The sequence below is a fragment of the Vibrio gazogenes genome, assembly GCF_002196515.1.
Classification (GTDB): Bacteria; Pseudomonadota; Gammaproteobacteria; order Enterobacterales; family Vibrionaceae; genus Vibrio; species Vibrio gazogenes_A.
Genome location: NZ_CP018836.1, coordinates 1,053,341 through 1,073,228, shown reverse-complemented (window position 1 = coordinate 1,073,228; position 19,888 = coordinate 1,053,341). Strand labels below are relative to the sequence as shown.

Annotated in this window: 14 protein-coding genes; 2 read left to right on the top strand and 12 right to left on the bottom strand. The window is 46.7% G+C overall.

The window, feature by feature from the left end; genetic code table 11:
• Window positions 1-40: 40 nt before the first annotated feature.
• Both BSQ33_RS20370 and BSQ33_RS20365 read right to left on the bottom strand, forming a co-directional pair.
• A complete protein-coding gene (locus BSQ33_RS20370; RefSeq protein ID WP_420070646.1) occupies window positions 41-1,198 on the bottom strand; it encodes an MFS transporter in 1,158 nt (385 codons plus the stop codon).
• 263 nt (window positions 1,199-1,461) lie between these two features.
• Window positions 1,462-1,857: a hypothetical protein gene (locus BSQ33_RS20365; RefSeq protein WP_088135154.1), complete on the bottom strand. Its 396-nt coding sequence runs from the start codon at window positions 1,855-1,857 to the stop codon at window positions 1,462-1,464.
• 369 nt (window positions 1,858-2,226) lie between these two features.
• On the opposite strand from BSQ33_RS20365, the gene BSQ33_RS20360 reads away from it, so the two are divergent.
• The gene (locus BSQ33_RS20360) at window positions 2,227-2,496 is read left to right on the top strand and encodes a YrhK family protein (RefSeq protein ID WP_232472003.1); all 270 of its coding nucleotides are present in this window, start codon (window positions 2,227-2,229) and stop codon (window positions 2,494-2,496) included.
• Window positions 2,497-2,574: 78 nt separating this feature from the next.
• Here BSQ33_RS20360 and BSQ33_RS20355 read toward each other — a convergent pair whose 3' ends face one another.
• Window positions 2,575-2,904: a hypothetical protein gene (locus BSQ33_RS20355; protein WP_088135152.1), complete on the bottom strand. Its 330-nt coding sequence runs from the start codon at window positions 2,902-2,904 to the stop codon at window positions 2,575-2,577.
• Window positions 2,905-3,147: 243 nt separating this feature from the next.
• Here BSQ33_RS20355 and BSQ33_RS20350 point away from each other — a divergent pair, with 243 nt between their 5' ends.
• Window positions 3,148-5,985 carry an FAD-binding and (Fe-S)-binding domain-containing protein gene (locus BSQ33_RS20350; protein ID WP_088135151.1) on the top strand — a complete coding sequence of 946 codons (2,838 nt, stop codon included), beginning with the start codon at window positions 3,148-3,150 and terminating at the stop codon, window positions 5,983-5,985.
• Window positions 5,986-6,109: 124 nt separating this feature from the next.
• On the opposite strand, the gene glgB is transcribed toward BSQ33_RS20350, so the two are convergent.
• The 9 genes from glgB to BSQ33_RS20305 all read right to left on the bottom strand — a co-directional run bounded on the left by glgB (window position 6,110) and on the right by BSQ33_RS20305 (window position 19,823).
• Window positions 6,110-8,305: a 1,4-alpha-glucan branching protein GlgB gene (gene glgB, locus BSQ33_RS20345; RefSeq protein ID WP_088135150.1), complete on the bottom strand. Its 2,196-nt coding sequence runs from the start codon at window positions 8,303-8,305 to the stop codon at window positions 6,110-6,112.
• 202 nt (window positions 8,306-8,507) lie between these two features.
• Window positions 8,508-10,679 carry a 4-alpha-glucanotransferase gene (gene malQ / locus BSQ33_RS20340; protein ID WP_420070645.1) on the bottom strand — a complete coding sequence of 724 codons (2,172 nt, stop codon included), beginning with the start codon at window positions 10,677-10,679 and terminating at the stop codon, window positions 8,508-8,510.
• A 103-nt stretch (window positions 10,680-10,782) separates the two neighbouring features.
• Window positions 10,783-13,236: a glycogen/starch/alpha-glucan phosphorylase gene (locus BSQ33_RS20335; protein ID WP_088135148.1), complete on the bottom strand. Its 2,454-nt coding sequence runs from the start codon at window positions 13,234-13,236 to the stop codon at window positions 10,783-10,785.
• 526 nt (window positions 13,237-13,762) lie between these two features.
• Window positions 13,763-14,629 (bottom strand): heme o synthase, encoded by an 867-nt coding sequence (gene cyoE / locus BSQ33_RS20330; protein ID WP_088135147.1) that lies wholly within the window; start codon window positions 14,627-14,629, stop codon window positions 13,763-13,765.
• A gap of 10 nt (window positions 14,630-14,639) precedes the next feature.
• Entirely contained in the window at window positions 14,640-14,954 is a 315-nt protein-coding gene (gene cyoD / locus BSQ33_RS20325; protein WP_038184500.1) for a cytochrome o ubiquinol oxidase subunit IV, read from the bottom strand.
• Window positions 14,951-15,556 carry a cytochrome o ubiquinol oxidase subunit III gene (gene cyoC / locus BSQ33_RS20320; protein WP_088135146.1) on the bottom strand — a complete coding sequence of 202 codons (606 nt, stop codon included), beginning with the start codon at window positions 15,554-15,556 and terminating at the stop codon, window positions 14,951-14,953. Before cyoC ends, cyoD begins: the two co-directional genes overlap by 4 nt.
• Window positions 15,546-17,570 (bottom strand): cytochrome o ubiquinol oxidase subunit I, encoded by a 2,025-nt coding sequence (gene cyoB / locus BSQ33_RS20315; RefSeq protein WP_088135319.1) that lies wholly within the window; start codon window positions 17,568-17,570, stop codon window positions 15,546-15,548. The genes cyoC and cyoB overlap by 11 nt, the downstream gene beginning before the upstream one ends.
• A 7-nt stretch (window positions 17,571-17,577) precedes the next feature.
• Window positions 17,578-18,519 (bottom strand): ubiquinol oxidase subunit II, encoded by a 942-nt coding sequence (gene cyoA / locus BSQ33_RS20310; protein WP_088135145.1) that lies wholly within the window; start codon window positions 18,517-18,519, stop codon window positions 17,578-17,580.
• Between the two features lie 584 nt (window positions 18,520-19,103).
• Window positions 19,104-19,823 carry a YebC/PmpR family DNA-binding transcriptional regulator gene (locus BSQ33_RS20305; RefSeq protein WP_088135144.1) on the bottom strand — a complete coding sequence of 240 codons (720 nt, stop codon included), beginning with the start codon at window positions 19,821-19,823 and terminating at the stop codon, window positions 19,104-19,106.
• Window positions 19,824-19,888 lie beyond the last annotated feature (65 nt).

The following is a 19,888-nucleotide window of genomic DNA, read 5'->3' as shown; positions in this document are numbered from 1 at the left end:
TTTGTCAGTGCTTTTGTATGATCGCATTGTGAAAAAAGTATCAGCCGCGAGCAACCCACTGACGCTTGGTTTTGATACTGGAAATCAGCATATAGAAGCAAGTACTGAGTGAAATCACAAATAAATAGCCCAGCAGCCCCTGATTGCCTTGTATAAACCAGTTCGCCATGAGCGGTCCCAATACCGAACCCACACTGTAACTAAACAGCATCACCTGTGTTGCTGACACAATGTAGGTCGCGTCTAACTTGTCACATCCGAGATTGATCGCAATCGGATAGAGCGCAAACGTTGCAACACCGAGCAGGAATAACCCAAGTACCAACGTACCCATTCCAGAATAAAGAACCGGTAAAACCGATGCACCTGCACCAACCAGACAAAACATGGCCATCAAGAGTTTACGCCCCAGAAATTTTGACAACCAGGGAATGATCGGTTGCACGGCCATTGCACCGAGGATAACCAATGCGAGTAAGCTACCAAGATGGGTCGTCGGAATACCGCGATTCGCAAGCTCAACCGGCATCAAACCATAAATGGCCCCCAGCATCAGGCCAGACACCAGACACCCGATCAATGCGGCGTGGCTAAGCTTGGTCATCTGTTTCCAGGATAAACTTGTCGCTTGTTGTACGGGCGGCTGATCCATGTCGCCATAAATCAAAACCACAGAAGCCAGTATCAACAACACAATAATGACCGTAAATGGGATCACACCAGAGACCCCCAAACCAATGCCGAACTGACCAATTGCAGTGCCACCGTATAAGGCCACCATGTAAATGCCTAAACGCTTTGCACGTCGAGACGCATCACCATGTAACAGCCAGGATTCAACCACTACAAAGACACCGGCAACCGCAACCCCGGCCACAAAACGTGCGGCAAGCCAGATCGCGGTATAAGGCAGTAATGGCAATACCACAATAGAAAGTAGCAAAATCACCAAACACCAGATAAATGCCAGCCGATGCCCGCAACGGTTTACAAAAGGTTCCATCATCACCGCGCCTAGCAAGAGACCGGCATAAAAAACACTGGCAAGCCAGCTCGCAAGCGATGCATCAAGCTCATAATAAGTCAAAACAAGTGGAATCAGGCTCATAAGGTAACCGGACGCAATCGCATATAGCGCCAAAGCGATCACAGGCACCGCAATGCGCTGAGTAGCAATAGGGGAAGTCTCCAACTGAATAGCCTCGAAATCAGATAGAACAACAGGAATCGGAATTTTTCGCGGCGAATATCGCGCTAACTCATCAAAAGATAAAATGAAAAATCATAGTCTTAACGATTAATAATTTTTATCAAACGGGGAAACAGGCATTTTTCATTAATAAAACGGAGAGAGGCAGTTAAAAACACTAACTAAATAATTTTATACGGTGTTTACTAGCATAAAAGCCATCGCAATAAAAATTATCTTTTATAAAAATCGACCAATCAATTGTTTTTCAATCAGACTCGCAAACGATCAATCAGTTGATGGACCAAGGTATCCACCATGTCAGCAATCTGCGTGAGATGCGCTGACTTGGCCTGATCGATATGAATCCCACAACTGACCGAAACAACACAATTAAGTGCAGAAGCAATCATCTGGGCTGTACGGTGTGCAAGCAGATCTTCTTTGTGGCCTAACACACACAGCACCGACGTCGAGGCACTCACCTTTGATGCATCTTGCAAGCTTGCCCGCGGTTGCGCCAGTGCCACAGCACCAATATGTGCGGCATCACCACCGTGGATGGTCACCAGCAAATCCCGCCCCACGATAACCGCGACTAACTCAATCACGATCCCCGTAGATTCGAGCGCTAACTGTACAATGTGATCGGATGGATATGGCGTCATACTATGTCTTCCTATTTTGTTTTCCTACTTTCAGTGATTGGCTATCGTTGCCCAGAGCTTTTATCACCGACCGAGTCCCACAAGCGAATCATGTCTAATCAAGCGCAAATGATCAGTATTGTTCATACGACTGCATCGTAGTGACATGCGCACAATGTGTAAAGTCTCATCGTTTGTTAGCACGGGAGTTTGTATGGACTTTCGTATAAGTTCAAGGAAGGCAGACGCCAGAAGTGATGAAAAGTAAACCACAATTCTGCAGGAAGAGTGTTTGTTTTTGTTGTGAAGATGTTACCCTGACAATCCACATATACACCTGATCAATTCAGATTGTTTCAGTCAGCTCAATCAATGCACAATGGAGGCATAGTGACGAATACAACAAAGGCAAAACTGGACATCAATATCGGTGGCGAACATCTGGTCATTCAGCAACGTTATGAGGCATTGAGTGCCTTCAATGATCTACTCATTGCGATCTGGTTTCTGATCGGCAGTTTCTTCTTCTTAAACGATTCATTAGTTGAAAGCGGGACTTGGCTATTTATCGCCGGCAGTGCTCAGCTCTTGATCAAACCATTAATCAAACTAACCAGTCTGGTGCACCTTTATCGCATTCAGAATCGCTATAATAGTTAGCCACAACACTAAAATGCCATCGGCTCCCACGTATACACGCAGGAGCCGATGGCAGGATTAACAACCGGTCAGACGTTGTTATTTATCTTGATGTTGATGACTACCGGCATCAGGTGTATCGCCGACCACACCCTGACTCATTTCAGGCGCTTCTCCCATCATCTCTTGATCCGTTTTCGGTGCGTTTTGATCATGTGTGCCATGACCATCATTATCCATTGTCTGAACACCGTCCATTGTCGCTGGATCAACAGGTACTTGACCCGCATCCATCGTTGCAGAATCTGTTTGCTCACTGCCCATCGTGGTTTTTTCAGTGGCTGCGTTATCGTCGTTACATGCCGTCAGACCAAAAGCAATTGCAGTTGTCAGTAGCATCATGGCAATCGGGTTTGATAGTTTAGACATAACTTCTCTCCTGTTTTTTGAACGACTGAGCGTTCACACATTAAATTCAGTGAGGCCAGTGTAATAAATCACATGGAAAAGATTTCAAATTTCAGGTCAATAGTTCGTACTAATTGTGTAAGAAATCAAACATTTCCCTGACCTGAAAAATAAACTGTGCAACAAACAACAGATCAAGACATCGAAAAGCCGCTATATTGATCGTTCATGAATCCCATTATAAAAAGTCAAATAGGTAGCATCATGCAATGTCAGTCCTCAGAAATTTCTGCGCCGTACCAACAGCTCATAACTCGTTTATCCTCTCAGCTTGCGCCTGAATGTATTATCACGCAGTCGGAACAACGCTTAGCCTACGGCACTGATGCCAGTTTTTACCGTTTAATTCCACAAGTTGTACTCCGGCTGAAAGATGTCGATGAAGTCAAATTCACCCTGCGCATTTGCTATGAACTCAATATTCATCTGACATTTCGGGCGGCCGGTACCAGCCTGTCCGGACAGGCTGTTTCAGACTCAGTGCTGGTTACCCTGACCGATGACTGGCGCAACTATCAGATTTCAGAGCAGGGCCATAAGATCAAGTTACAACCCGGTGTGATTGGTGCAGATGCAAATCGCTATCTGGCCCCCTACCAACGAAAAATCGGGCCGGATCCGGCATCAATCAACGCATGTAAGATCGGGGGCATCGCAGCCAACAATGCCAGCGGTATGTGCTGCGGCACCGCACAGAACTCGTATCAGACCATTGCTGACATGCATATCATTTTTGCTGACGGGAGTGAGCTCAATACCGCGAACCCTGAGAGTATTCAAATCTTCAAACAGCAGAATCCAACATTGATCAGCGGGATTCAAACCCTCTGCGAACAAACACGGCAAAATCACCAGCTCACCGATTTGATTCGACACAAATACCGCCTGAAAAATACCACCGGTTATGCGCTCAACGCGCTGATTGACTATACCGACCCGATTGACGTGATTAAGCATTTGATGATCGGTTCCGAGGGAACGCTGGGATTCATTGCTGAAATCACCTATCACACCGTGGCAGAACATCCGTTTAAAGCTTCAGCACTATTGGTCTTTCCCGATATCGAGCAAGCCAGTCAGGCCGTCACAACACTCAAAACAACGCCTGTGGCTGCTGTGGAAATGATGGATGGCCGCTCACTTCGGGCAATCGCGGATAAACCGGGAATGCCGGATTTTATCGCCACGCTGGATCAACATGCGACCGCACTACTCATTGAGTCTCATAGCCACAATGAAGAGCAACTCACGACCCAATGTGAACAGATTATGCAACAGCTCGCGACTTATGCGATTCTGGAATCCGTGCCATTTACCTCGGATCAACAGACAGTCACAACGCTGTGGGGCATTCGGAAAGGACTTTTCCCGGCGGTTGGTGCGGTGCGGGAAACCGGCACCACAGTCATTATTGAAGATGTTGCCTTTCCGATTGAATATCTGGCCGATGGTGTCCGTGAGTTGCAATCGCTTTTTAATAAACATCATTATCATGAAGCGATTATTTTCGGTCATGCACTGGAAGGCAACTTACATTTTGTCTTTACACAGGGGTTTGACCAAGCGGAAGAAATTGCACGGTATAGCGCGTTTATGGATGATGTCGCGCAACTGGTCGCGGTGAAATACGGTGGCTCACTGAAAGCGGAACATGGTACCGGGAGAAACATGGCGCCGTATGTTGAGCTGGAGTGGGGAAAATCAGGTTACGCGCTGATGCAACAGATAAAGAAATTATTTGACCCCGCAGACAGGCTGAACCCCGGAGTAATTATCAATGCGGATCCGCAGGCACATGTCCAACATCTCAAACCCATGCCACCAGCCAACCCATTGGTTGATCGCTGCATTGAATGCGGTTTTTGCGAGGCTGTCTGCCCGTCGCGAACACTGACACTTTCCCCGCGGCAACGGATTGTTCTGTACCGGGAATTACAGCACCGCCGAACGCTTGAAGACAGCGCCGAGATTCAGGCGCTAGAACAAACCTTTGAATATCAGGGGATCGATACATGTGCCGCCACAGGCTTATGTGCGACGCGTTGTCCGGTTGGCATTAATACCGGTGATTTGGTGAAGCAGCTGAGAACCGAGAAATACAGCCGCTATGATTCAATTGCCCGGTGGACCACGAACCATTTCACCGCCACAACACAACTTGCCAGAACCGGACTAAAACTGAACGCATCGGCAACACGTCTGCTTGGTGCGAAACGAATGCAGCACTGGAATCAACGATTACGTCACCATGTACCAATACCGAAGTGGTTACCAGAAATCCCGACACCAAATCGTGATGCCATCGCCAAATACCGTGACACGCCAGCGAACAATAAAGTTGTCTATTTCCCGTCCTGTGCCAGTCGAGCGATGGGAACCACGCCACAAGGCGAGGATCAACGCTCTCTCACTGAAGTCACCCGTCGGTTGCTGAATAAAGCAGGATTTGAAATCATCATCCCCGACCATTTAAACGAACAGTGCTGCGGGATGCCCTATGACAGTAAAGGAATGACGCCACACGCCCAACACAAAGCTCATCAGTTAGAGCAGGCTTTACTCGATGCCTCTGAACAGGGTCGCTATCCGGTTTTGATGGACACCAGCCCGTGTGTGCAGCGGCTGAAAACTGAATTGAGTTCTACGATACCACTCTACGAACCGGCTGAGTTTGTCAGTCGCTACCTGTTGGAATTACTGACCATTACCCCAACCGAAGAAACAATTATGCTCCACATCACCTGTAGCGCCCGAAAAATGGGATTGGAAGATGTGATGTTAAAACTGGCTCAGGCCTGTGCCCGTGAGGTCATCGTCCCGGAACATATTCAGTGTTGTGGCTGGGCCGGCGACAAAGGCTTCACCACACCAGAATTGAATCAGGCCGCATTACAACCGTTGAAAAGTCAGATACCGCCGGATTGTAAACGCGGCTTCAGTCATAGCCTGACCTGTGAAATCGGCCTTTCACACCACAGTGGTATTCCTTATCAATCCATTCTTTATCTGGTGGATGAAGTGTCCAGTAAGATCAGCGCTTGATAAACAACAGCCCGATTTACATTGTAAATCGGGCTGTTGACCTTTCGTGGTTGAATTTTGTTCAATCTAAACGGGTATTGATCGCGGCGCGGGGCATGCCGCTTAGTATCCTAAGCAAATGACCCTAGGATTCTAATTTATAATAGACCGTCGCCAATGGCGGAATCCGCAACAACAGTGAGTGCGTCAGCCCCTGACTCTCCACCGGCTCAGTGGTCGCAACGCTGACCACTTCGTACCCACTACCGTAATATTCCTGATCATCTGAGTTCAAAATCAGACGGTAGCTCCCCTGCACCGACATTCCCAAACGGAAAGCATCATGAGGGACCGGGGTAAAATTACTGATGATAAGAATCCGTTCACCGGATTCACTGATGCGTTCATGGGCCAAAAAACTGATCTCTGCCGCATCCGCGAGACGCCACTCGAACCCTTCCGGCACAGAATCACTCTCATATAATGCTTTTTCCTGACGATATAGGGCATTCAAATCCTGAGTCAGTTTCAGTACCCCCTGGTGCCGTTCATATTCCAACAAGAACCATTGAAGCTGGCTTTCATGTTGCCACTCTCCGGTTTGTCCGAATTCTGCCCCCATGAAGTTGAGTTTCTTACCCGGCTGACCATACATGTAACCGAGGTAAGCTCTGAGATTGGCGGTCTGTTGCCATTCGTCTCCCGGCATTTTGTTATGCAGAGATCGCTTGCCATAAACCACTTCATCATGGGAAAGCGACAGAATATAGTTTTCGCTGAATGCATATAACAGTGGGAAGGTCACCACATTATGATGGTATTTTCGGTGTACCGGGTCATGCTGAATATACTCAAGACTATCGTGCATCCAGCCCATATTCCATTTGAAACCAAACCCTAGCCCACCAAGAAATGTCGGCATTGACACCCCGGGAAATGCGGTCGATTCTTCAGCAATGGTCATGGCATTGGGGAAATGTTTATACACTTCCTCATTCATCCATTTTAATGTCGCGATGGCATCATAATTCTCCCGCCCCCCATCAACATTCGGAATCCATTGATCATGGCTGCGCGAATAGTCGAGATAGAGCATGGAAGCCACCGCATCAACCCGAATACCGTCAATGTGGAATCGGTCAAACCAGTACAATGCATTGGAAACCAGAAAACGGCGCACATGTTCACGCCCCATATCGTAGATATAAGAGTTCCAGTCCTGATGCCAGCCACGACGTGGGTCCGGATCGTGATAGAGCGGCGTCCCGTCAAAATTGTTCAGCCCATGCCCGTCAGCCGGGAAGTGTGCCGGTACCCAATCAAGTACCACACCAATATTCGCTTGATGACACTGATCGACAAAATACTTGAAGTCATCCGGAGAACCATAACGACTGGTTGGTGCAAACAAGCCTATCGGCTGATAGCCCCATGATCCGTAAAAAGGATGCTCGGCTACCGGCATCAGCTCAACATGGGTATACCCCATATCAATCAAGTAAGGCACTAACAGATCTGCCAGTTCCCGATAGTTAAGAAATTGCCCATCAGGACCAAGTTTCCATGAACCGACATGCAATTCATAAAATGACAATGCTTCTTTGCGTTTTTCCGTGATTGGTCGGTTTTGCCAAGCTTCATCCTGCCAGACATAACGCGCATGATCATAAGTCACAGAAGACAATGACGGAAACTGTTCAGCGTAAAATCCCCATGGATCAGCTTTATGGGGTAATCCTTCACCATTCGGGCCTTTGAGCTCAAATTTGTATTGTGTACCTTCCGTCATTTCCGGGATAAAGATGCCCCAGATGCCATAATCAAGCCGCTGCATCGGATGACGCCGTCCATCCCACTGGTTAAAGTTACCGATCAGAGAGCAAGACGAAGCGTGAGGTGCATAGACTAAAAAGCGAATCCCCTCGATCTGCTTACCGCCTCGTTCCAGCGTGACGAACTGCGCACCAAGATGTCGATACATCTCAATTGGGGTATGTAAATCATCATATTCGGCATAGATTGCATGGTACTGGTACGGATCATCAAGGATCTGCTCTCCCCCTTTCCAGCGTACCAACAAACGATAGTGGGTCAAGCGTAACCCCGTTTCCGACTGAAGAATAAAACCACCACCACTCTCTTCCGGCGACATTTCAATCGGGTCTTGTTCATCGAGTAACACGAAAACTTGGAGCGCTCCGGGCATCCATACACGAAGAACCCCTTGCTCGGGAGAGATAAATGGCCCTAAAAAGGCAAATGGATCAGCAAATGAAGCCTGTGCCAGTTTCTGATAAGTCTGCTGCTTTTTTGTCAACTTCTGCTTCTGAACGGTTTTCAATATCCTTACTCCTAGCCTAACGAACCTGTCTGTTTACCCGTAAGCAGACCAATACCCTATCTTGACGTGGTCAAATCTCCGGGTTCTATCGATCTGTGTATCAAATCGCTCTGTTGATAAAATAACCTAGTTTGCAGTTTACAAAACAACCCGAGATGATTGAGTGACAGCAATTCAATTTATCGATGACGCCTGTTACAACCTACCGTTGTTGTGCTCTCATCGCCGAAATTCGTGCTGCCAGCTGTTGTATCGCAGGCTGTGAAAGTAATGTTTCTAACGGTTGACTGAGCTTACGTCGCCAATTGGGATATTCCTCAACCGTTCCCGGAATGTTGACGGGGTTATCCATTTGTAACCAATCTTCCAGCTGCACACTCATCAATGCCGATGCACCGGCAGCCATATGTAAATGCATGGCCTCACACAACGCATCACTCATCGGTACGGTCATCGCATCCCGTCCGACACTTTCAGGCAGCAGACCATGCCAAGCGATCGAATCCAAAATCGCTTGTTTATGATGTAAGCGGACATCCATTCTGAATTTGAATTGCGCCTCATCAGGATAAAGACCGATGTCGTGTCCCATTTTTAGATCAAGACAGTGCCAGAACCCTCGTAACGTCGGCATATCATGAGTACATAATGCAGACATCGACTGAGCGGTATAATGAGCCGGAGAAAAATATCCTCCGTCTTTCGCCGTTTGAAAAAAGAAAATTTTATAGGAATAAATCCCGGCATCCGCTAACAGAGCAATGATTTCTTGCGGGACGGTGCCTAAATCTTCACCAATGATACTGCACTGATGCCGGTGAGATTCGAGCGCTAAAATGGCGAGTAGTTCATGAACGCGATAATACAGATAAGCCCCTTCCGTCGCCTTTTCTGCCCGGGGAATCCACCAAAGTCGCAGCAATCCCAGAATATGGTCGATCCGCAAGGCACCACAAGATTTCATGTTGGCGCGCAGAAGCTGGATAAAGGGTTCATAAGCCTGATGTCTGAGCGTCAGTGGATTGAGTGGGGGCAGTCCCCAGTTCTGTCCTAGCGGTCCCAGTTCATCAGGCGGAGCACCAATACTGACGTCGAGCAATAAATCGCCCTGATCCGCCCAAACTTCAGCGCCGGACTCAGCAACGCCAACCGCAAGATCGCGATAGAGTCCAATCACCATCCCCTGCGCTTCGGCGGCACGTTGGACTGCCTGAATTTGTTCATCAGCGATCCATTGCATGTAGAGATACAAATTGATGCGCTCCTGATTTTCGCGCAAATAATCTTGTACCGCTGCACTATGAAAATGCCGATAATGCTCGGGGAAAACCTGCCATCCCCAAATATTGCTATCTTGCTCACACAGGTCAGCATGAATGGCATCAAAGGCTGCCTGCGATAGTAAGGACTCACCGCCTTGCTCAACAAAATCATGAAATGCCTGTCCGCGTTCAGTCTGTGAATCCAAATGCTGATGTTTGAAGGTTGCATAGAGCAGCGGCAGAATGGCCATTTTCAGCGCAGCCACATCGGTATACTGAACCCACTCACTGGCTCTGACCGCGCTCAGGCGTTGACAGAAATCGGGGCTCGATATCTGTTGCTGTGCCTCTGGACAGTCGCTCAATTCAGGAATCGCATTCACATCAATGTATAAAACATTCATCCACCGGCGAGAAGAAGGACTGTAGGGGCTGGCACTTTCAGGATAAGCCGGGAACAAAGCATGAATAGGGTTTAAGCCGACAAAATTTGCGCCCAGTTCCGCCATTTTGATAACAAGCCGTTTCAAGTCACCGAAATCACCGATCCCCCAGTTCTGCTGTGAACGCAGGGTATACAATTGCACACTGGGGCCCCACAATTTCTTTCCTTGCTGTAATGCGGGTTGTTTGAAACACGCAGGGGGAGCCACAATGATTCGCGCCTGATAAGGGCTCTGACGCCCTTTGCGTAACACAAATAAGGTGTGATACCCCATGGGAAGCACGGTCGATAAAGAAAAAACCAACGGCCCGCCTTCATCACGCGCATCGCTGACAATCTGCGACTGAAGGTAACCTTCGTAACGCTCTCCCTGCTCTGTTTCCAGCGTCCACTGAAAATCACTTTCTCTCGCACTACTGCCAAGATGCAACGGCACTTCGATAACCTGATCGGCCTGACCAAACAAAACCGGCTCCAGAATCGGTTGTTTATGAATCCTCTCCGCCGAATGAAGTAATGCTTCCTGTGACTGCGTTTCATAACCCAATGCATTGAGTAAATATTCAAGCGTCTGACGACTGACAACCGCTTCTTTGCCTAAATTACTGGTATAACGATCGGCAATCCCGGCTTGACGGGCGACCGCCAATAAGCAGTCTTGTTCAATTTCCATGGTTGCTCCCCTGATATGAAGTGATGACATTCTCAGCCACCGTTCGCGTCCGATGATCAGTCGTTCTCAACCACCATCGGCATCCCACGCTATCACCTTAGCGTGGGACCGATTTAAGCTTCCATATATGATCGACATAATCACGAATACTTCGATCTGAACTGAACTTCCCGACCAGGGCTGTATTCAGTATCGCTTTTTTCGCCCACCCTGCCGTGTCGCGATACTGCGCATCAATCTGACCATGTGCCTCGATATAGGAAGCAAAATCAGCAAGCACCAAGTAAGGATCACCGCCATCTAAAAGACTTTCATAGGTGGCCCTGAGTTTTCTCGGCTCTCCGGGAGTAAATTCTTCACCGTTCAGTAAATCAAGCGAGGCTTTGAGTAACGGATCCGCATTGTAATAATCAAATGGGTTGTACCCGCTGACTCTGAGACGATTGATATCCTCAACTTCTAATCCAAAAATATAGATATTCTCATCACCGACTTCTTCACGGATCTCAACGTTTGCCCCGTCCATTGTTCCGATCGTCAATGCGCCATTCAGCGCCATTTTCATATTGCCGGTCCCGGACGCCTCTTTACCTGCTGTTGATATTTGCTCAGACACATCCGCTGCCGGAATAATGATCTCAGCCATACTGACCCGATAATCAGGAATGAATACAATTTTCAATTTGTCATTCACTCGCTCATCACTGTTGATCTTCTCCGCGATCTTATTGATCGCATAGATAATTTCTTTGGCAAGGTAATAACCGGGAGCGGCTTTCGCAGCAAAAATGAACACTCGGGGCACCATGTCAAAATCGGGATGATTGAGCAATCGGTGGTACAGCGAAAGAATATGCAGCATATTCAAATGTTGCCGCTTATATTCATGAAGCCGTTTAATCTGTACATCAAAAATAGCGTCGGTATTGAGCTCAATGTCCATATTGGTTTTGACCCACTTGGCCAGACGCACTTTGTTGTCTTTTTTGACCGCCATAAATGCCTGCTGAAACTCGCTATCATCAGCCCATTGAGTGAGTTGTGCGAGCTCATCCAGCGCAACTGGCCAGTTATCCCCTATTTTTTCGGTGATGAGGTGGGATAGTCCCGGATTGCAATACTGCAACCAGCGCCGGGGAGTAATGCCATTGGTGACATTCTTCAGCCGATCCGGATACAGCTCATTAAATTCGGGAAACAGATCTTGTTTGACCAATGCAGAGTGTAGCGCAGCGACGCCATTGACCGCATAGGATCCAACAACAGAAAGGTTTGCCATTCTCACCATCCGGTGAAAGCCTTCCTGAATAATCGAAAGCTTTTGCTGCTTATCACCATCTCCGGGCCATTTTTCCCGAACTTCCTGTAAAAAGCGGTGATTAATTTCATAAATGATTTCCATATGGCGTGGTAATAAACGCTGAATCAACGATTCATCCCATGTTTCTAACGCCTCAGGCAGCAAGGTATGATTGGTATAGGCAAATGTCTGGCTACAGATGCGCCATGCATCTTCCCAGGACATGTTTTGTTCATCGACGAAAATCCGCATTAGTTCAGGGATAGCAATGGCTGGGTGGGTATCATTGAGCTGGATTGTTTCATACTGGGGCAACTCTGCCAGCTGATGTCCTGCCGCCTGATGACGGCGAAGAATATCCCGGACAGAAGCCGCACTGTGAAAATACTGCTGCATCAAACGCAGTGTCTTCCCTTTTTCATGGTTATCATTCGGATAGAGCACTTTGGTAATGTTGCCGGCATCAATCAAACCGTGTTGTGCCTCAAAGTAGTTACCATTGTTAAAGCTTTCCAGAGAAAATGGCGCAATCGCCCGGCATTCCCATAAACGCAGCGGGTACACGGTCTCACTTTTATATCCGACCACCGGAATATCCCATGGCATTCCCTTGACCGTCATACCCGGAACCCATTTACGTTTTTCTATCCCGTCGACCGTTTCAGTGGTGACATAACCGTAGAAACCGATTTCCTGTGCCAGTTCTGGCCGTGCAACTTCCCACGGATATCCTTCAATCCCACACCAGGCATCCGGAGCTTCTTTCTGATGGCATGCTTCAAACGACTGTTTGAACAAACCATATTCATAATGCAGTCCATAGCCAACGGTCGGAAATTCCTGTGCCGCCAGTGAATCCATAAAACAAGCCGCTAAACGCCCTAAACCACCATTCCCTAACGATGGATCCCGTTCTTCTTCAAGCAGGTCGGTTAGCTCAAGTCCCAGATCAGCGACAGCATCGCTAATGGCCTCATAAACGCCCATATTGAGTAAGTTATTACCGGTCAAACGGCCAACCAGAAATTCCAGAGAAAGATAATTGACACTTTTCGCATTCAGAATCCGTTCATCCTGCTCAGTTTCCAATAGGTCAAATGTAGTGAGTTCTGCTAACGCGCGAGACATGGCCAGATACCAAGAGCGCTTAGTCGCATTTTCGACGGTTGTCGCGTAAGTTGATGTCAGATGACGCTTAACGTTCTCCAGAAATAGCGTCTTATCAAACGACTTCTGCAATACTGCTTTCATCGTAACCCCTCCCAGACAGGTAACGAGCTGACTGAAATCCGTCTCCGCCAGTTCATACGCGAAGATATCTCAGATACGAAGAAACTGTTGCAGTCACTTCCGTTCAGTCATGAAAATCATATGGTATACAGCAGCCTTACCATGTTGAGGTGTGATGTATATCAACTTTTGTGTTGAATACGATTCACAATACCTTTAGATAGTAACCTTAGTCGTTAAATGAACCTCCTTGTGTCTTTTTCAGTGGATAAAGTCTACAGAAAGTGACAAATATCACATATTGATAACATAATATCTAATCAAAATGCCAGTGATATGATCTTTTTTCGCTCATTGATCACCCGAACCAGACAGAGTAATGATACTCCGATGCGCTCACATCGAAATGTAAGTAAATACTTACATTCAGTTAAGCTCCCTTCAGAAATGTATGCAGATAGAGAATTCACAGATTTGTGATTGAAGATGATAAAAATAAAGGCATCTAATGATGCCTTTATAATTCTTATATGAAGATGTGTACGAGTTAGAAACTCAGTGGAATCAGTTCAATACCGAGAACAGCACTGAAGCTCATCACCACAATCAACGAGTGCTTGAACACCATTTTTGACCATGCTTCAAAGTTATCCGGCGTCATGCGACGGAATGTCACTCGGGTCCACATAAAGCAAACCGCCGAGGCAACCACCAAGTATTCGTAACTTGTATTACCGACGAGGTATAACCCCAATGCAACCACATTGAAGGCCACCACATAAGCCATCATATGTTTGCGAGCTTTATCGATACCGGCAACCACTGGCAGTACTGGAATACCAGCCTGACGGTAGTCCTGAAGTCTGAACATCGCAATCGCATAAGAGTGCGGCATCTGCCATAGGCAGAATAAGCTAAACAGCAACACACCTTCGAGACTGATGTAGTTGGTGACTGCCAGATAACCAGCCAATGGTGGCACCGCGCCAGAAATACTCCCAACCAATGTGCCGTAGACAGACGTCCGTTTGTACCACATCGTATAAAAGAATACGTAAAAGACATAACCCAATAGAACCACAACAGCGGTCAGCGGGTTGGTCTGTTGGTACAGCAGCGCTGTTCCGGCAAGTAGCAAGGCAATGGCGTAGATAAATGCATGATCAACATTAATCTCACCACGGACCAACAATCTTTGGCTGGTACGTGCCATTTTGCTATCAATATCACGGTCAAAAATATTATTGATGACACACCCTGACGCGATGATCAAAGCCACACCGGCCAGCGTACAAAGCAGTAACATTGATGTTGCTGATTCAGACTTAGCTGCGAGAAAAAATCCCGCAGCCGTAGAAATCAGGTTGCCAACGATAATGCCCGGTTTGGTGATCGACAGATACCCTTTAATCATCAGTCTTTGCCTACATCATCATATTGATGTTCAGGTTCCACATAATCCAGATAGAACCAGCTATCAGAATCAGAACAACAATCGCGGAAAACACCAATGAAATGAAATTCCAGCGACCTTCACTCGTCTTCGTTTCCATATGTAGGAAATAGACAAAGTGAACAATCACCTGAACAATGGCGCAACCGAACAGAACGGCAAATGTCGTCCCGGTCGATAGGCTTTGTGTCGCAGCATAGTAAAAAGGAATAATCGTTAAGATCAGAGAGGCAACAAAGCCAATCACATATCCCTTCACTCCTGAGTCAGCGTGTTGGTTACTCATGATGTCACCCCAACTAAATAAACGAATGTAAATACACAAATCCAGACGATATCAAGGAAGTGCCAGAACAAACTCAGGCAGCCGAATCGAGTTTCGATCATGTCGGTCAGCCCTTTGGTATTCAATTGCCAGAAACATACGAACAACCAAATCAAACCAAAGGTCACGTGAAGACCGTGGGTTCCAACCAGCGTAAAGAACGCAGACAGGAACGCACTGCGATCAGGTCCGTAGCCTTCAACAATCAAATGATGGAATTCATAGATTTCCATCCCGATAAAGCCGACCCCAAACAGGAAGGTAATCACCATCCACAACTTCAGGGCACCGATCTGTTTGCGTTTCATCGCAATCATGCCAAAGCCAAACGTAATACTACTTAGCAGCAGCAACATGGTTTCGACAAAAACAAATGGTAACTCAAAGATTTCTTTACCGCTGGGACCACCAGCGGTTGCATTAGCCAGCACTGCATAAGTTGCAAACAACGATGCAAACAAAATACAGTCGCTCATCAGATAAATCCAGAAACCGAACAGCTTGTTACCACCGGTATCATGGTGGTGATCATGTGCGTGAGCTGCAACAGAATTAGCCTGCATAGTTCACCTCCATATCATCTTTTGACTGAGATGCCGCCTTTGCTTTCGCAACTTGAGCGCGGTGTTCATCTTCAATCGCTTTGATTTCATCCACCTGAACATAATAATCAACGTCGTCGTTAAAACTATGCCAGATGCTCGTGACAACAATACCGATAAAGCCAATCGCTGCCAGCCACCAGATATACCAGATCATTGCGAAACCAAAGACCAGAGAACATGCAGAAACATACATACCTGTCGGGGTGTTTTTCGGCATATGGATCGGTTCATATTCGACTTCTTTATCAAGCGAATGCTCTCCTTTCTGTTTCTGATACCAGAAAGCATCGACTTCATCCCCTTTCGGGAGCACCGCAAAGTTATAAAACGGTGGTGGAGAAGAAGTAGACCATTCCAGCGTCCGGCCATCCCACGGGTCACCTGTAACATCACGGTTTTGTTCACGATCTCTGATACTCACCACGATCTGAATCACCTGACACAATACACCGAGGGCAACAATCGCTGTCCCGACCGCTGCTGTCGCAAGCAATGGGAAGTAATCAGGGCTGATATCCTGACTCAAACGACGCGTCATCCCCATAAAGCCAAGAGCATACAATGGCAGGAAGGCCATCAAGAAGCCGATCAACCAACACCAGAACGCCCGGCGTCCCCATGCTTCATTTAAAGTGAAACCAGTTGCTTTCGGGAACCAGTAAGTGATTGCAGCAAAGCAACCAAAGACCACACCACCGATAATAACGTTATGGAAATGCGCAACCAAGAATACACTGTTGTGCAGCACGAAATCTGCACCGGGAACAGCCATCAGAACCCCTGTCATCCCACCAATACTGAATGTAATGAGGAATCCGATGGTCCACATCATTGGTGATGTAAACTGAATGCGACCTTTGTACATCGTGAACAACCAGTTAAATATCTTCACCCCTGTCGGGATCGATATGATCATGGTTGCGATACCAAAGAAGGCGTTGACATTCGCACCCGCGCCCATGGTAAAGAAGTGATGCAGCCAGACAATAAAGGCCAGAATCGTGATGGCAATTGTTGCCCACACCAGAGACGTATACCCGAATAGTTTTTTGCGCGAGAAGGTCGCGGTCACTTCAGAGAACACCCCAAAAATAGGCAGAACAAGGATATATACCTCAGGGTGACCCCATGCCCAAATCAGGTTGATATACATCATCATGTTCCCACCCATATCGTTGGTGAAGAAGTGGAAACCCATATAACGGTCTAACGTCAGTAGTGCGATCGAAACAGCAAGAATTGGGAATGAAATAATGATCAGAATGTTGGCACACAATGAAGCCCAAGTGAAAACTGGCATCTTCATCAGTGGCATTCCCGGTGTACGCATCCGCATGATGGTGACAAAGAAGTTCACCCCGGTCAGCGTTGTCCCGACACCCGATATCTGGAGTGCCCAAATCCAGTAGTCAACACCGACTCCCGGACTCGCACCGATACCTGACAGCGGTGGATAAGCCAACCAACCGGTACGGGCAAATTCACCCAAACCCAAAGACAGGTTAGTCAAAATCACACCCACAACAAACAACCAAAAACTCAGGTTATTCAGATACGGGAAAGCAACGTCACGCGCGCCAATCTGTAGCGGCACAACAATGTTCATCAAACCGATAACCAGTGGCATTGCCACAAAGAAAATCATGATGACACCGTGAGCAGTAAAGATCTGGTCATAGTGATGTGGCGGCAGATATCCGGCTTCACCAGCAGCAGAAAGTGCTTGCTGACTTCGCATCATCACCGCATCGGCAAAGCCACGTATGAGCATGACAAATGCGACCGCAATGTACATAAAGCCTAATTTTTTATGGTCTACTGAAGTAAACCATTCATTCCATAGATACTGCCATTTACCAAGACGCGTTACCCAAATCACGACGGCCAAACCGACAACCGCGATTACAGATAGGGTAATCATGATAATGGGCTCATGGTATGGAATGGAGTCCAGTGTTAATCTTCCAAACATAATCTCATCACCCTTCATGCTCAGCCATCGAATGATGACCCATTGGTTTATCCATATCCATATCCATATCCAGTCCATCTCCCATATGCATATTCATACTACCAGGGAACTGGGTTACCACATCGTTGAACAGGCCATCTGGAATATGAGAATAATAAGTGACAGGCACATCGATGCTTGGCTTCGCTAAGGCACGATAATCAGCGAAATCATGAATCTGCTGTTCAGAAGACTTCACTTTCTCAACCCATTGTTCAAAGCTGGCCATATCCGGTGTTGCCGTCGCAGTGAATTTCATATGTGAGAATCCGTCACCACTAAAGCTTGCAGCAATACCTTTGTAATCCCCAGCATGATTGGCAATTAAATGCAGACGAGTCACCATACCGGGCATCGCATAGAGTTGGCTGCCCAATCTCGGGATAAAGAAAGAGTTCATGATGTTGTCTGAAGTCAGCTTGAACTTCACCGGAACATCTTTTGGAAATGCAACATAATTCACCGTTGCAATTTTCTGTTCCGGATAAATGAACAGCCATTTCCAGTCAAGCGACACCACTTCAATTGTCATCGGCTTCACATCACTTGCTAAAGGCCTAGAAGGCTCAAGATGGTGTGTTGAACGCCAAGTGATTGTCGCCAAAATGACGATAATAATGATTGGGATCGTCCAAACAACAAACTCAATCTTTGTTGAATGGGACCATTCTGGTGTGTACTCTGCGTTCGAATTACTTGATCGATATTTATATGAGAAGTAGATCGTCATCAGTATCACAGGGATAACAACGATCAACATCAGGAGCAGAGCTGTAAGGATCAACTCTTTTACCTGAATACCCACCTCTCCTTTGGGATCAAGTAGCGCAAACTTACACCCTGAGAGCATCAGCACTGTGAGTAACAGTCCGAGTCTCGATATGATGCTTTTATATCGTGAGGCTTCCATTTACTTGTACTTTCTCTTTTTGGCAGAGACCCTGATAACCGACACTTCTTTATCAAGACTCCGCGGTTGTTTTTAATAAGAGTATTTGAATCTGCAACAAATTATCCTTACCTGATACAAATCCATTCAACTCTACGAAATTGTGACATTTCACATCCAGCTTATCGAGAAGACAAATATATTTGTTACAAGAAAGAACACTTTGCTACATCCGACACATCATAGTAACAATACGTCGAGGGGCACTATATTAAAGTGCAATCTTAAGTTACGCAAATCTGACGTTCAGAAAAAGTGGATCCGCCACATCTACGAAATCAAAGATATAATTTATTGTTATCTATATACTTTTTAGAACAGATTTCACTTTCTGCCAGACATTCCCAGCATCGGTTTTTTTTTTCGTTATAATTTATGACTCCTATCACGGAATGTACTGCAATTTCTTTTATAAACAGATGAATAATGAGTACATGAAAAATCATGATTTGTGATACCAATCGGATCCGAAAGACATAAAAAAACGCCCCGTGTTATACCAAGGGGCGTTTTGCAATCCATTTTGTCATGAAAAGAATGAGCGTCTACTCAATCTCCGCATTATGATAAACCTGTTGTACGTCATCACTGTCATCCAACAGATCAAGAAACTTCTGAAATTTCTCAGCATCTTCTCCGGCAATTTCAGTCCGGTTTTGTGGCACGAATGTAATCTCTTCCACATCCAACGTGACATCAGGGAAAGCTTCGGTCAACGCAGTCTTTGCTTTGAAGAATTCTGTATGGGGTGCAAATACGGTCATCACACCATCTTCCAGTTCAATATCAGTCACATCAACATCAGCCATGACTAATGCTTCTAAAACCGCTTCTTCATCATCTCCCTGAAACTGGAATACCGCTTGATGATCGAACATATGCGCCACAGTCCCAGGGCTGCCAATTTTTGCCCCCGTCTTCACAAAGCATTGCCGGACATCCTGATAAGTTCGGTTGCCGTTATCCGTTAGACAGTCGACAATCACACTCACACCACCGGGACCAAACCCTTCATAACGAGCTGGCTGGTAATCTTCACCTGATCCTCCCGAGGCTTTATCCAGCGCTTTGTCGATCACATGTCCGGGAACCTGATCTTTTTTCGCTTTAGTGATCAAGTGTCGCAAAGAAAGGTTGGTTTCCGGATCGGCCCCCCCATTTTTTGCACACACATAAATCTCTTTGCCGTATTTGGAATAAACTTTAATCTTTGCGCCTTGAGTCTTCGCCATGGAAGCTTTACGCACTTCAAAACTTCTTCCCATCGGGATATTCTCTCTCATTAATTGAACGCGACGGATTGTAGAAAAAACACAGAACCATTTCAATT